The organism is Paenibacillus sp. IHB B 3415 (genome assembly GCF_000802655.2).
Lineage (GTDB): Bacteria > Bacillota > Bacilli > Paenibacillales > Paenibacillaceae > Paenibacillus_AQ > Paenibacillus_AQ phytohabitans.
This window is the reverse complement of the sequence record NZ_JUEI01000002.1, coordinates 171,172-185,262: the sequence shown is the minus strand read 5'-3', so window position 1 is coordinate 185,262 and position 14,091 is coordinate 171,172. Positions and strand designations below refer to the sequence as shown.

Here is a 14,091-nt window from a genome sequence, read left to right as displayed (position 1 = left end):
TTATGTCAACTCCGACGTATGAGAAATTTGAGCCTTTACGAAATGCGCAGCTTGTTCTGGGGTATCTGACATCCATGGTGGATGAGAAGGCGGATAACCTTCCGTATTGGCTTGTGCTCCCTCATAAGAAGCCTGCGGAAGCTGCTCATTGCCGGGTAGACGACGCGGAGCTGGTTGGCTCCTGGTACGAAGCCATTGACGCCGTCCGGAAAATGCTGAAGACCGAAGAGGGAGCTGAGGTTCAGTTGTCCTTTTACCGCCATCTTATGAAGTCTTGGGGAGAGCACGGGCTGCGCTTTCATGAGCCATACTCCTGGACGCATACGAATCACAGCTCCTTTCACGAAATGGGCTATATTCTTCCGGCACTGAACAGGATGGTGGAGAATAACCCTTTGGACCCGGAACCGGAAAAGAGGGCTTCCGAGCTAGTAAGAGGGCTACGCTCCCTTGTCATCGAAAGGAAGGTCAGAACCTTCTGGTCAGGTGATTATGAGGAAAAGGAGCCGGTGTATGAATTCCCCAATGACGTATATTTGAAAGACGGCGGATTCGATCTGTCCAGGCATACCGGACGGGGGGAGCAGGGAATTCGCAATGCGATTGTGCTTCACTCCCTGGTGCGCAGATATGAGATCACCGGAGACGGGGTGGCGCTTGATCTGGCTGTTGGCATTGCCAACCACCTCCTGGGACCCTCGCGTTATTTTAATTACAAAATGGAGTTTTTCGGCCATATCCATTCCGCAGGCTGGGTTGCCTCCGGACTCGTCCGTCTTGGACGCATCACAGGCGCCGGGCGGTATATTACCGCGGGTAAAGGGATCTATGATTATATCCGTTCCTTGTCCTCCTCCTTCGGCTGGGTACCGGAATATGCCCAGTGGCATCCGCAGCATGAGGAGCACTGTGAAACCTGCTGTATTAAGGATATGATCGAATGCGCGAATGAGTTAATTCTGGCCGGGTACGAGGAATATTGGAACGATATGACCCTGTTTGCACGGAACCAGCTGGTGGAGAATCAGCTCAAGGTGGCATCTTATGTAGTGACAGACAATACCTTACCTGATGGGCAGGGGGTCACCTACAGGGAGATTGACAAGAGAATGATTGGCGGCTTCACCGGCGGCTCCCTCGTCAACTCCATCTCATTGTCCAAGTTCCGCTCCATTGCGGGCTGCTGCGTCGGCATGGCTCCGGTGGCCCTGGAGATCATATGGAACCGGGCGGTGGAATACCGCGGTGGAATGGTTCTCGTTAATATCCCTGTCGATAAAGAAACAGAGGAAGCCACGGTGAGCATGAATTACCCCGATACAGGCTATATTTCCATCAAGCCCAAGCAGACATATGATGTTGCAGTACGGGTGTACGACTGGATGGGGCAGAACCTCGAAGGGAGGATTAATGGAATAGCCTGCGCACCCTCAAGAGAGGGCAATCTGGTGGTATTCCGCAATGTTAAGGCAGGGGATATAGTGGAGCTGGAGCATCCTGTGGAGACGGCGGTGGTGAAAGAAACGGTGCGCGGCGAACAATATTCGGTATCCTGGAGAGGCTGTGATGTCGTCGATATTGTTCCGCGCGGAGAGCACTTAAGACTGTACCAGCGGGATTTACAGGTCCCGAAATACTATCCGTCGGCGGATGATGTTCACTTCACCGGAGCCGCCAATTATGGTCCTACCCAGCAGGCACAGGGGAAAAAGTAACGGCAGATACGGATACAGACCCTTCAAATACAGACCCAAACAGAAACCACAACCCGCAAAAGTAACTTTGCGGGTTGTGGTTTTTCAGCTCCGGTACATTGTTATAATAGAAGACACAGGATTGAAGCGCTCTCAGTAGCAGGGTGGCTTTTTCTTTTATATAAGATGGTTAAGATTGAGGAATCTGAAGAGATGAGGAGCGATAGAGCTTGAACAGAACAGCCATACTGGAGCGCCTTCAATCACAACTGCATGAGGGTAATCATGTCATTGGTGTCTCGACAGGTACGGGGATTACAGCCAAGGTTGCCGCCCAGAGCGGAGCGGACTTTATATTAATGCTGAACTCCGGCAAGTTTCGCCAGATGGGGAGAAGCTCTCTGGCAGGCTTTTTACCGTTCTGCAACAGCAATGATATGGTGATGGACTTCGGGTCAAGGGAAATCGTGCCGCTGGTGAGGCATACTCCCGTGCTCTTCGGGCTGAATGCGAATGATCCCACCAGAGAAATAGCCGATTATATAATGGATATCAAGGACAGAGGTTTTGCGGGAGTCAATAATTATCCGACAGTCGGCCTGATAGACGGATTGTTCAGAGAGGCTCTGGAGGAAGACGGAATCAGCTATGACAAAGAGGTTGAGGCCATACGACTGGCCCACCGGCAGGAGCTGTTTACGGTGGCCTTCGTATTTGACGAGTCCCAAGCGGTCCAGATGCTCGAGGCGGGGGCAGATGTAATCTGTGCTCATCTCGGCCTGACCGAAGGCGGATTATTAGGGGCGCGGAAGGTTGTCTCCTTAGAGGCTGCCAAAGCAAGGGCACTGCGCATTTTTGCTGCCTGCGGGCAGCTTAAGCCGGGTGTAATCAAGATGATTTACGGCGGTCCGGTGAAGACACCCGTCGACGTCCAGTACATGTACAGTAATAACACAGATATTATGGGCTACATTGGCGGCTCTGCCTTCGAACGGATTCCATCCGAGCAGTCGATTACGGCAATTACCCGCGATTTCAAGCGCCTGGGCAAGCTGAATGAGGATGATTTCATGGTCAAAATGCTCAGCGGCATCACAAGGCATTATGATTACGTTGAGTTTGTTAAAGAGTATGTCGCACATAACTACAGCGATGAAGTTGTTTTTGCGGATCTGGCCAAGGTAGCTCATGTTTCGCGCAGTTATTTGAGCAGCTTGTTTAAAAAAGAGGTGGGCTGCAGCTTTCAGACCTATCTGGTGAGCTTCCGCATCAATAAAGCTGCGACGCTGCTCCAGGCACCGCAGCTTCAATTATCCGAGGTGGCCGCGATGGCAGGGTATCCGGATTATGCCCAATTCAGCAAAATGTTTAAAAAGCTGAAGGGCTGCTCTCCCAAGCAGTACAGATCTAACCTAAACACAAAAACATAGTACATAAAAGCGTTTTCACTCTTAAGTAAGCCCCGTATGATTAGTCTATAGCGCTCGGCTACCGGGATTGAGCACTGTTCCAGATGATCCATATGAGGAGGCAGCAGAATGAAGACCATCGCAATAGCTGGAACGTTTGATACGAAGGGTGAGGAGTACCTGTATATCAAGAGGATTGCAGAGGAGCTTGGGCTGGGGACCCTGATGATCCATACGGGGGTGTTCGAGCCGGCCTTTGTTCCGGATGTGTCGGGCCGGGAGGTCGCGTACGCCGCAGGCATGGACATAGAGGAGCTTGCAGCAAGGAAGGACCGGGCTTTAGCTACAGAGCTCTTATCCCAAGGATTGGAGAAGCTGGTCCCCCAGTTGTACAAGCAGGGGAAATTTGACGGTATCATATCTTTTGGGGGTACCGGCGGAACCTCACTGGTCGCGCCGGCTATGAGAGCCCTGCCAATTGGCGTTCCGAAGGTATTGGTATCAACCGTTGCATCCGGAAATACAGCTCCATACGTAGGCACAAGCGATATCATCATGATTCCCTCTGTGGTGGATGTCGCAGGCTTGAATTCGATTTCCACAGCAATATTTACAAACGCAATATTTGCGATGGCGGGAATGCTTAAATTTGAGCATACGCATACACCGGAGAAGAAGCCGCTAGTGGCAGCCACGATGTTCGGAGTAACAACGCCCTGTGTGACAGCGGCAAGAAAATACCTGGAGGAACGGGGCTACGAGGTGCTTGTGTTCCACGCCACAGGCATCGGGGGACAATCAATGGAGGCGCTGATCGAGGCAGGTTTCATTGAAGGGGTATTGGACTTGACGACGACCGAGTGGGCGGATGAGATCATCGGCGGAGTCTTGAATGCGGGGCCGCACCGGTTGGAGGCTGCAGGACGCAAGCGCATTCCGCAGGTAGTCTCGGTGGGCGCTTTGGATATGTGCAATTTTGGACCGGCAGATACCGTGCCGGAGAAATTCAAGGATCATACCTTTTATCAGCATAATCCGACCGTTACCCTGATGAGAACGACAGTGGCGGAGAATGAACAGATCGGAAGGAAGCTGGCAGAGAAGCTGAACATGGCCGAAGAGAGCACCGTGCTGATGCTGCCGCTTAGGGGCATTTCCGCGATTGATGTGGAGGGGCAGCCCTTCTACGGACCGGAGGAGGACCGGATGTTATTCGATACCCTGCGCCAGCATGTTGACCGCACAAGGGTTGAAGTCATTGAGATGGATTGCGCCATCAACGATCCGGCCTTTGCAGAGGCTGCAGCACTCAAGCTGATCGAACTCATGCATGCATCAATTTCCTGAATAACAATAAGGAGGATATACGAATGAACAAGCTAAGCAGAACAGAAATTATGGCCAAATTCAAGAATGAGGTGGAGCTGGGCAAGATTCTCCTCGGTGTCGGGGCCGGCACAGGGATTACGGCCAAGAGCAGTGAAGCAGGCGGAGCGGATATGCTGATTATATATAATTCCGGCCGTTACAGAATGGCAGGCCGCGGTTCACTGGCGGGCTTGCTGTCCTATGGGGATGCCAATCAGATCGTCGTTGAGATGGGCGCAGAGGTGCTGCCCGTTGTCAAGCATACTCCTGTTCTGGCAGGGGTATGCGGCACCGACCCGTTCCGGGTGATGGAGGTATATCTGAAGCAATTGAAGGAGCAGGGCTTCAGCGGTGTTCAGAACTTCCCTACAGTAGGCTTGATTGATGGGGTATTTAGACAAAATCTGGAGGAAACCGGTATGGGGTATGACCTGGAAGTTGAAATGATCCGTATCGCCCATGAGCTGGATTTACTGACCACCCCGTATGTCTTTGATCCTGAGCAGGCTAAAGCCATGGCGGAAGCGGGAGCTGACATTCTGGTTGCCCACATGGGCTTGACGACCAAAGGCACGATCGGCGCCAAAACAGCACTTACCCTGGACGACTGTGTAGAACGAATTGAAGCGATTATTGAAGCCGGGCGGGCTGTGAACCCGGACATCATGATTATTTGCCACGGCGGACCCATTGCAGAGCCGGAGGATGCGGCGTATGTCATTCAGAGAACGAAGGGCATCGATGGGTTCTTCGGCGCGTCGAGCATTGAGCGCTTTGCGGCAGAGAAGGGCATTACACAGCAGACCGAGTCTTTCAAATCGATTCAGAAATAACTACGGGATACAAGTCATTGCCTTAAAGCCCTTGGTATATCAAGGGCTTTTTTGAGGTGAGAAACTGCTCCTATTTATTTACTTAAGCCTTTATAGATCCGGGTCTGGTCCGTATAATAAGGAAGGGAAAGGAGACCCTTGCCTATTATTAAGGGAAATATATTTATGGATCAATAGGAGGTATAAAGATTGATGAGGCCTGAAACAAGCGCAAACCCACCGAGCCTGTTCCGTAATCGGTTCCTGCAGACGATTCTTTTATCAAGCGTGCTGCTGCAGATTGGCATTTGGGTGCGTAATTTTGCTATTCTCCTCTATGTTGCGGACAGGACCAACAACGATCCCTATGCTATTTCCCTGATCAGCGTAGCTGAATTCGCGCCTATTTTTGTGTTTTCATTCATCGGGGGTACGTTTGCTGACCGGTGGCGGCCGAAGCGGACGATGATCTGGTGCGATTCACTATCTGCAGTATCGGTGTTCGCTGTTCTGATGAGCATTCACTTCGGTTCTTGGGAATCCGTGTACCTGGTCGCCTTCATCTCGGCTATTCTTTCCCAGTTCTCACAGCCTTCCAGCATGCGGTTATTTAAATACCATGTACCTGAAGAACAGCTTCAGCAGGGCATGGCGCTCTTCCAATCGCTGATGGCCATCTTCATGGTGCTCGGGCCCATGCTGGGCACTTTCGTTTACAGCACCTTTGGCCTTGAAACTTCAATCGCTGTAATGGGTGTGGCTTTTCTGCTGTCTGCGCTCGTCCTAGTTCGTCTGCCCGAGGATCAGATGGAATCCCAAACGGTCAAGGTAAAAGGGCAATTCCGTAAAGATTTCATCGAAGGCTTTCGTTATGTCTGGCAGAGCCAGGTGCTGCGTATGCTCGGACTCGCGTTTATTCTGGCTGGACTTTCGGTTGGAGTAGCCCAAGCGCTCAATCTGTTTATCGTAACAGAGCGGCTGGGCCGAAGTGAGGAGTTCCTGCAATATATGCTTATGGTGAATGGAGCAGCCATGCTGATCGGGGGAGGGATTGTAGCCGTCTTTGCCAAAAGAGTACCGCCCCAGCTTCTCCTGGCAATAGGCATGCTGACAGGCGCCGTCTGTACCACGATTGTCGGGTTTTCGACAAGCATTCCGCTCACGCTGACCATCCAGTTTCTAAATGGGCTTGTTTTCCCTTGCATTCATATCGGGATCAGTACGATGATTCTGAAATGGTCACATACATCCATTGTCGGCCGGGTCAACGGAGTGCTGAATCCGATGTTTGTCGGAATGATGGTCGTTTCCATGTCCTTCGCCGGTGCGCTTAAGAATGCCTTTTCACTGAGTACGATCTTTAGCGGAGCAGGGGTATTATTTCTCCTCGGCGCAATGGTGATGTTGCCGATCATGAATCAAAAAGCGCCGGATCATACCCCTGCTGCACAAGAAGTATAATCTCACGGATAAAGATGGTGTACTTACTTTATTTCCTTCTGATATTGTGTGCAAGATGCGAAGCAGCATTCCCCGTTATCGGAGAATCGCTGCTTCATTGACGTTTTACGGGTGCTGCATAAACAGTTCTTAATGGGCTGTAATCCCTGTCAGGGTTCCTCCTACTCCTTAACCGCACCAAGCACGATGCCCTTGACGAAAAAGCGCTGGAGAAAAGGATAGACCAGCAGGATGGGCAGCATGGCGATGAAAATCTGCGCGGATTTGACGCTCCGGTTGGAGAGCGTTTGCAGATCCTCGAAGCGGATGCCTGTCTTGCTGAAGTCCTGCACAACGACGATGGTCTGCAGCAGTGTGGCGAGGGGCCAGCGGTCGGGCGAGGTCATATAGAGCATGCCGTCAAACCAGGCATTCCAATGGCCCACAAGGGTGAACAGGGACAGGGTGGCGATGGCCGGAAGCGACACGGGAAGATAAATTCTGGACATAATCTGGAAGGAGGTTGCGCCGTCCATAATAGCGGCTTCATCCAGGTCGCGCGGCAATGCCCGGAAGAAATTCATCATTAGGATAATATTCCAGACATTGACCAGGCCCGGGAGGATGAAGATCCAGAAGGAATTGATCAGGTTGATTTTCTCCATCAGGATATAATGCGGGACAAGACCCGCGTCGAAGATCATGATAATCAGAAAGAACCATACATAGAAGCTGCGGCCCCGGAATTCCCGGGAATTCCGCGAGAGGGGGAAGGCGGCCAGCACGGTTACGCACATAGCCATTATCGTGCCGACAGCGCTTCGCAGCACCGAGATTCGAAGGGCCGACAGGAAATTGTTGTTCTCGAAGGTACGCAGATATCCATCCAGCGAGAAATCCACGGGGATTAGTCCGACAAGATTGGAATCAGCCGCCGATTTCCCGCTCAGGGACACCGCAAAGATATGGATCAGCGGCAGCACGCAGACAACGGAAATCAGCACAAGGAAAGCGATATTGAACAGATAGAATATGCGGTAGGTCGGGTTCTTATGGTACATGAGGCCTTTCCTCCTTCAAATTGACAAGCATGTCAGAAAATCCGGTAATTTGCCCACTTGTAGGCTGAATAGTAGCCTCCCCCGATCATGATGAAGCCGATCACCGACTTGAACAGGCCGATGGCGGTGGACAGGCTGTATTGGCCTTCCTGAAAGGAACGGTAGACATACGTATCAATAATATCGCCCTTGTCCAGCACCAGCGAATTGATCAGATTATAGATCTGGTCGAAGTTGGCGTTCAGCATATTGCCAAGCGACAGTGTGAAGACCACGACGATGATCGGCAGCATCGAGGGGAGCGTGATGTAGAGGGTCTGCTTCATGCGGCCCGCCCCGTCAATCTCCGCCGCTTCGTAGAGCGCGGGATTGATGCCGGACAGCGAGGCCAGGAAGACGATGGCGCTGAAGCCAAATTCCTTCCATAGGTCGCTCAGAATAACGGTGAAGCGGAACCAGTTCCCTTCACTGAGGAACATCACGGGCTGCATGTGGAGGAAGCTGAGCAGCTGGTTCACAATCCCCTCCAGGGACAAGAGATCAAGCAGAATGCCGCCCAGGATCACCCATGACATGAAATGGGGCAGATAGACCAGGGTTTGAACCGAACGCTTAAGCCCCATCTGGCGGATTTCGTTGAGCATAAGGGCGAATAACACCGGAACTACGAGTCCGAAGGCGATTTTGAGACAGGAGATAATCAGTGTGTTGAGAATAACCTGCCGGGAATCATGCATGGAGAAAATCAGCTCAAAATTACTCCAGCCCACCCACGAAGAGCCAGAGATGCCCTGCCAGGGCTTGAAGTCCTGAAAAGCGATGATGATGCCCGGCATAGGGGCATATTTGAATATCAGCGCAACGAGCACGGCTGGCAGGAGCATAAAATGCAGCCTCCATGTTGCGGCAAATTGCCGGGCTGCCGTGCCGGTTCTCGGATTGGCCTTGGGAGCGGCATTGGCCGCCATATCTGTGCCTGGCTTCATACGGGTCTCCTCCTAAATGTCCGCCGCTCGCGGATTCTACAACCATATTAGGCTTGACAATCCTGAACTGTACAGATATAGATATTTAAGGTAACTGTCAATTTGTTAAGGGGGTGCTGCCATGCGGGGATACCGGCCGGTATTTGTCAAAATCACTGCAGTCATTTTTATGCTGATTCTGCCAATGGCTCTGCTCTATACGTATTTCAGTGAGAAGAGTCTTGAAGTTATCGATGGACAGATTACAGATAACAACGAAAGCCGCTTGTTTTTTCTGAAGAATCAGATTGAATCGAACATTGACCGCTTGTCCTTGTCCTCTAGTGTGCTGACGAGAGATTCCTCCATTACGGATTTGCAGCTCAATCTCCTTACCGAGGATTATTATCAGACGCTATACTACCAGACACAGGTCAAGGAAAAGCTGCAGCTTCAGAGTCTTTCCAGCAACTGGCGCAACGATCTGTCCGTCTATTTACCTGAAAGCAGGCGGCGTATTTCCACCAATCCGGGCGACACATTCGACATGAAGGAGATGAAGCTTGCTCCCGCAGGTGTATGGAGACTGCATCCGGGCAGCGGTGCAGTGAATCCGTATTATCAGATGTTCGTGTGGGACCCTTACCTTTCGCAGGAGCATAACCAGGAACCCGTCGCTGTATTCGAGGTACGGTTCACGATCGACAACATCCGGCGGATGCTGGGTGACTACAAGCAGGATAATCCCGGCAAAGCTTTTCTGCTCACGGCCTACGGTACGGCTTACGGTGCCGTATCGGCAGACGATGCGGCCGCAAGGGAAACCGGGCGCCGTCTGCTCAAAGTCCCACTGGAGGAATCCGGACACCGGAGCCTTGAAATCGGCGGAGAGGATACTTTTATCAGCTATGCGTATCTATCTTCCCTGGGTGCCTATCTGGTGGATTATGTCCCGCTTGATGTTATTCACGCACCGATTGTACAGAGCCGGGAAATGTTCTATCTCAGCTTTGTTGTACTGGCCCTGCTGGCGCTTATTGCCTCTTATCTGCTGTACCAGCATGTGCAGAAGCCGGTGTCAGAGGTGGTCAAAGGCTTACGGAGCTTTGAGAGAGGCAATTATTCCTTCCGCATTAGAGAGCGCTTTCATAACGAGTTTGATTATATGCGCCTGCGGTTCAATGAGATGGCCGAGCAGACCCAGCATTTGATCAATGACGTCTATGAGGAGCAGAACCGTTCAAGGCTCGCAACACTCAAGCAGCTGCAGTCGCAGATTCATCCCCACTTTCTGTACAATTGCTTGTCCTTCATCGCCGCCTGCGCCAAGGCAGGGGAGACGGAAACGATCCGGGAAATGGTCTATCATCTGGGTGATTATTACCGCTACACGACACGGGTGGAGAACCAGCGTCCGCTTCTGGAGGAAGAGGTGAACCAGGCCAGGAACTATCTGCATATCTACGCATTCAGACTGGAGCGTCTGGATTTCGGGCTGAATATTCCGCTGGAAATGCTGGCTGAACCTGTCCCCCGGCTGTTTCTGCAGCCTGTTGTGGAGAATGCCATTATCCATGGTGTGGAGCCGCAGCCGGGAGCGGGAACGATACAGGTCACAGGTGTACAAGAAGGGCCATATAATCTGCTGCAGGTCGAGGACAGCGGGGCGGGCATGACGGAGGAGCAGATCGCCGGGTATATGAAGGAGCTGAAGTTGCCTATGAATGAGCAGACAGGCTGCGGCCTGTGGAATGTCAATCAGCGTCTGAAGCAGCAGTACGGTCCGGGGTCAGGCATCAGGCTGGACGCCTCGCCGGGTCTCGGCGGTTTACGGGTCACCCTGCGCTGGAAAAGGGAACATGAAGGAGGACAGCCAAGTGAAAATGCAGCTGATGCTAGTCGATGACGAGCCGATGATTCTTAAGAGCATGGTCCAGAATGACTGGGCTTCCGCCGGTGTGGAGCATGTGTATCCGGCAGCATCCGGTCTGGAGGCGGCAGAGCTGCTGAAGCATCATCCGGTCGATATTGTGGTCACGGATATCCGCATGCCCGGGATGGATGGTTTGGCCTTATGCAAGCATGTGCAGGAGCATTATCCAAGAACCCGCTGCGTGCTGCTGTCAGGCTTCGGCGAATTTGAATACGCCCGGCAGGCGATTGAGCACCGGACGGTAGGCTATCTGCTGAAGCCGGTCAAGGATGAAGAGCTGCTTGCTGAGGTGAAGCGGGTTGCAGACGGAATCCGCGGGGAATGGGAGCAGATTGCTTCCCAGGAGCGGGCGAAGCGGACCTTGCACCTGCATATGCCGATGCTGCGGTCGGGATTCCTGAACGATCTGCTGTCAGGTCAGCTGCCGGAGACTAGAGCGCTGGCCGAGCGGTTGAAGGAGTACCAGCTTCCGTTCCAGCCAGGGGATTCGCTGCTGCTGGAGATGGTGCGGCCCGAGAAGGCATTCGGCAGCGGAGAAGAGCCGGATGCCCTGCTGTTTGAATATGCGGTGCGGAATATTGCTGCAGAGATTCTGGAGCCGGACTGTGACGTCTGGCACTGCCGCGATGCCTATGGCTATCTCGTCTTTGCGCTGCGCAGCCGGGAGCATCCGCAGGAGATGGGTGAAATGGATGTGAAAGCTCTGCATACACATGCGCATGAACTGCAGCTGAAGGTGTCCGGACTGCTCAAGGGACAGGTCTCACTCTTGCTCAGTGAGCCGCTGCAATTTCCCCGGGAGCTGGCGCAGGTCTACCGCAAATCACTGAACGAATTCCGGAAAATCCCGCGCAGTGAGCAGGAATTCCTGGCTCTTGCAGGCGGCAACCGGACGGTTGACCGCACCTTGACCTCACTCTATGCGCCGCCGGCATTCCTCCGGCTGATGGAGGGAGGCCGGTGGGAGGAGGTGCGCAGCAAGCTGGCCGCCATTGTCCGCGAAATGGAGGAGAAGCTGCTCGATTCCGAAGAGCATCTGGCCGAGCTGTATCATACGCTGGTAAGCGCATTTCTGGCCATTGCCCACCAGCAGGGAAAGACCCTGATGGAAGCAACGACCGGGAAGGGAGAGCTTGGCGAATCAGCCCGGATCATGCGCAGTGCCGGCACCATTGCGGACTGGGCGGAAGGGATATTGTCCTGTCTTGCGCAGTCGGAGAATGCGGAATACAACGATCACAAGCGCCAGCTGCTGGCGAGAATCCACCGCTTCATTGAGGAGAATCTTGCGCGGGATGTCTCCCTCCAGAGCATTGCCGACCACGTGAAGCTGCATGCGGTATATTTGTCTTCGATGTACAAGCAGGAGACGGGCGAGAATCTGAGCGATTACATCATGCGTTACCGGATGGAGCAGGCGGCAGTGCTGCTGCGCTCCACGGAGTTCCGGATTTATGAGCTGGCCGCCCGGCTGGGCTTCCAGAATCCTCCGTATTTCAGCAAGCTGTTCAAGAACTATTACGGGATCACGCCGCAGGAATACCGGGAACGCCTGCTGTAACAATGCTTAAGAATTTAGCATATCACCTTAAATCTTTCTCTCTTACTCCCGTGAAAGCGTTGTAATAAGATGAATGCGTCAGAGATTACAGGAACACAGGGAGGCTCTTGCATGAAGAGTACAAAAAAAAGGTTCGCGCTGCTGCTGTCGGCAACGCTGCTGCTGTCGCTGCTCACAGCCTGTTCACCGAACGGCAGCAACGGGGCTGCCGGCACAGCACCGCCGTCCACCGCCCAGACGTCTGCCCCTGCGGAGGCGGAGGGGGACGCTGCCCGGATTGAAGGGATCAGGGACGGGACATACCGCTTCGAAACCCCGGTCACAATCACTACCGTTACAGCCACGGATTCCAGCTTCAAGTACAAAAACGGGGAGACGCTGAGCGACAATGTGCATACCCGGTGGGCGAAGGAGCAGCTGGGTATCGATATCCAGCATCTGTGGGAGGTGCCCGGCGAGCAGTTCGCCACCAAGATGCGGCTGATGCTGACAGCCAAGCAGGAGCTGCCGGATGTCGTCACAACGATGGATATCGGACTGATGAATGAACTGATCGAATCCGGAGCCTACAAGGATATTTCAGCGGATTTCGACAAGTACGCTTCGGACCGCGTGAAGGAGATCTTCAGCTCCCACCCGCTGATCTGGAGCCAGGTTACCTTCGAGGGCAAGCATATGGGCCTGCCTTACTTCGCCAACGCCGGGAACGATAATGCTGTCATGTGGGTCCGTCAGGATTGGCTGGACGAACTGGGCATGCAGGCACCGTCAACCTTTGAGGAGCTGGAGGCCTTCATGCAGGCGCTGCTTGTTAAGAAGCCGGGCAATACGGATTCCATCATTCCGCTGGGCGTAAGTCTTGGCTCGGGCGGCGGTCATCCGAATCCGCTGGCAGGCTGGCTCGGGGAGAGCACCTGGATCTTCGGGCCGTTCGGCACTGTTCCTTACCAGTGGAATCAGGGCGCAGACGGCAAGCTGGTGCATGGTTCAACCGTGCCCGAGATGAAGAAGGGCCTTGAGGTGATGCGGGACTGGTACCAGAAGGGCTATATCTCCAAGGAGGCCGGTCTGCACGATGAGAACAAGCTCGCCGAGCTGATTGGGCAAGGGCGGATAGGGGTTGTAGTGGCTCCGTATTGGCTAGGCAGCTGGCCGGTTCCCGACCTTCAGAAGAATGTGCCGGGAGCGACGATGAAGCCCTACCCGATTCCAACCGGGAACGGCAAGGCAGGAGCGCGGGATACAACGTTTCTGAAGGGAGGGATGCTCGTAAGGGAAGGCTTTGAGCATACCGATGCTCTGTTCCTGTATCTCAACCGTCTGTTTGCCGGAGTGGACAAAGAACCGGGCAGTGAATTCGAGCACGGCTGGGCCGAAGACTATGACTATACCCTCAAGGCGGATGGAACGGTCTCCACGATCAGCGAGGATATCCCCGGAGGCTCGGTGGGGGTCTACAAATACTTCCTGTATGAGCCGAAGGACCCGTTCAGTGTGCTGCAGCAATCCGCAGACAAAGGGAAATTGCTGGAACAGGGAAACCTTACAGAGGCTGAAATCACGGCTCTTGGCAATCCCGATATCTTGAAGGCGGCACAAATCGTCGTCGAGGGATGGTCTAAGGACAGCTATTGGGCACCCAAGTTCCTTGGCGCCAGTACCCCGGCGATGCAGTCCAAGGGAGGCATCACAACGAAGCTAGAAGGAGAGGCGATCATGGCGATCATCTACGGCCGCAAGCCGCTGGAGGATTTCGATAAATTCGTCAAGGAGTGGTACAGCATTGGCGGAGAGCAGATGACGAAGGAAGCCAATGAATGGTTTGACAGCACGAAGTGACGGGGGAAC

General features: G+C 53.4%; 10 protein-coding genes. 8 read left to right on the top strand and 2 right to left on the bottom strand.

Annotation, left to right across the window (positions count from 1 at the left end; all coding sequences use genetic code 11):
• Window positions 1-2 precede the first annotated feature (2 nt).
• The 5 genes from QW71_RS01310 to QW71_RS01290 all read left to right on the top strand — a co-directional run bounded on the left by QW71_RS01310 (window position 3) and on the right by QW71_RS01290 (window position 6,744).
• A complete protein-coding gene (locus tag QW71_RS01310; RefSeq protein WP_039292084.1) occupies window positions 3-1,715 on the top strand; it encodes a beta-L-arabinofuranosidase domain-containing protein in 1,713 nt (570 codons plus the stop codon).
• A 209-nt stretch (window positions 1,716-1,924) separates the two neighbouring features.
• Window positions 1,925-3,124 (top strand): phosphoenolpyruvate hydrolase family protein, encoded by a 1,200-nt coding sequence (locus QW71_RS01305; protein WP_039292081.1) that lies wholly within the window; start codon window positions 1,925-1,927, stop codon window positions 3,122-3,124.
• 108 nt (window positions 3,125-3,232) lie between these two features.
• Window positions 3,233-4,450 (top strand): Tm-1-like ATP-binding domain-containing protein, encoded by a 1,218-nt coding sequence (locus tag QW71_RS01300; RefSeq protein ID WP_039292079.1) that lies wholly within the window; start codon window positions 3,233-3,235, stop codon window positions 4,448-4,450.
• Window positions 4,451-4,500: 50 nt separating this feature from the next.
• Window positions 4,501-5,304, top strand: coding sequence for a phosphoenolpyruvate hydrolase family protein (locus tag QW71_RS01295; protein ID WP_373604754.1), 804 nt, complete (start codon window positions 4,501-4,503; stop codon window positions 5,302-5,304).
• Window positions 5,305-5,496: 192 nt separating this feature from the next.
• Entirely contained in the window at window positions 5,497-6,744 is a 1,248-nt protein-coding gene (locus QW71_RS01290; protein WP_039292074.1) for an MFS transporter, read from the top strand.
• Between the two features lie 161 nt (window positions 6,745-6,905).
• On the opposite strand, the gene QW71_RS01285 is transcribed toward QW71_RS01290, so the two are convergent.
• The gene (locus QW71_RS01285) at window positions 6,906-7,784 is read right to left on the bottom strand and encodes a carbohydrate ABC transporter permease (protein WP_039292071.1); all 879 of its coding nucleotides are present in this window, start codon (window positions 7,782-7,784) and stop codon (window positions 6,906-6,908) included.
• 32 nt (window positions 7,785-7,816) lie between these two features.
• Window positions 7,817-8,752: an ABC transporter permease gene (locus QW71_RS01280; RefSeq protein WP_373604753.1), complete on the bottom strand. Its 936-nt coding sequence runs from the start codon at window positions 8,750-8,752 to the stop codon at window positions 7,817-7,819.
• Between the two features lie 139 nt (window positions 8,753-8,891).
• Here QW71_RS01280 and QW71_RS01275 point away from each other — a divergent pair, with 139 nt between their 5' ends.
• The 3 genes from QW71_RS01275 to QW71_RS01265 all read left to right on the top strand — a co-directional run bounded on the left by QW71_RS01275 (window position 8,892) and on the right by QW71_RS01265 (window position 14,082).
• The gene (locus QW71_RS01275; protein WP_039292069.1) at window positions 8,892-10,655 is read left to right on the top strand and encodes a sensor histidine kinase; all 1,764 of its coding nucleotides are present in this window, start codon (window positions 8,892-8,894) and stop codon (window positions 10,653-10,655) included.
• A complete protein-coding gene (locus QW71_RS01270) occupies window positions 10,633-12,243 on the top strand; it encodes a response regulator (protein WP_039292359.1) in 1,611 nt (536 codons plus the stop codon). Before QW71_RS01275 ends, QW71_RS01270 begins: the two co-directional genes overlap by 23 nt.
• Before the next feature lie 111 nt (window positions 12,244-12,354).
• Window positions 12,355-14,082, top strand: coding sequence for an extracellular solute-binding protein (locus tag QW71_RS01265; RefSeq protein ID WP_039292067.1), 1,728 nt, complete (start codon window positions 12,355-12,357; stop codon window positions 14,080-14,082).
• The last annotated feature ends 9 nt before the right edge of the window (window positions 14,083-14,091 follow it).

Coding starts and splice junctions, on each gene's coding strand:
- QW71_RS01295 (WP_373604754.1), top strand. CDS start 4,501: ATGGCCAAATTCAAGAATGAGGTGGAGCTGGGCAAGATTCTCCTCGGT.
- QW71_RS01300 (WP_039292079.1), top strand. CDS start 3,233: ATGAAGACCATCGCAATAGCTGGAACGTTTGATACGAAGGGTGAGGAG.
- QW71_RS01275 (WP_039292069.1), top strand. CDS start 8,892: ATGCGGGGATACCGGCCGGTATTTGTCAAAATCACTGCAGTCATTTTT.
- QW71_RS01310 (WP_039292084.1), top strand. CDS start 3: ATGTCAACTCCGACGTATGAGAAATTTGAGCCTTTACGAAATGCGCAG.
- QW71_RS01265 (WP_039292067.1), top strand. CDS start 12,355: ATGAAGAGTACAAAAAAAAGGTTCGCGCTGCTGCTGTCGGCAACGCTG.
- QW71_RS01270 (WP_039292359.1), top strand. CDS start 10,633: ATGCAGCTGATGCTAGTCGATGACGAGCCGATGATTCTTAAGAGCATG.
- QW71_RS01290 (WP_039292074.1), top strand. CDS start 5,497: ATGAGGCCTGAAACAAGCGCAAACCCACCGAGCCTGTTCCGTAATCGG.
- QW71_RS01285 (WP_039292071.1), bottom strand. CDS start 7,784: ATGTACCATAAGAACCCGACCTACCGCATATTCTATCTGTTCAATATC.
- QW71_RS01280 (WP_373604753.1), bottom strand. CDS start 8,752: ATGGCGGCCAATGCCGCTCCCAAGGCCAATCCGAGAACCGGCACGGCA.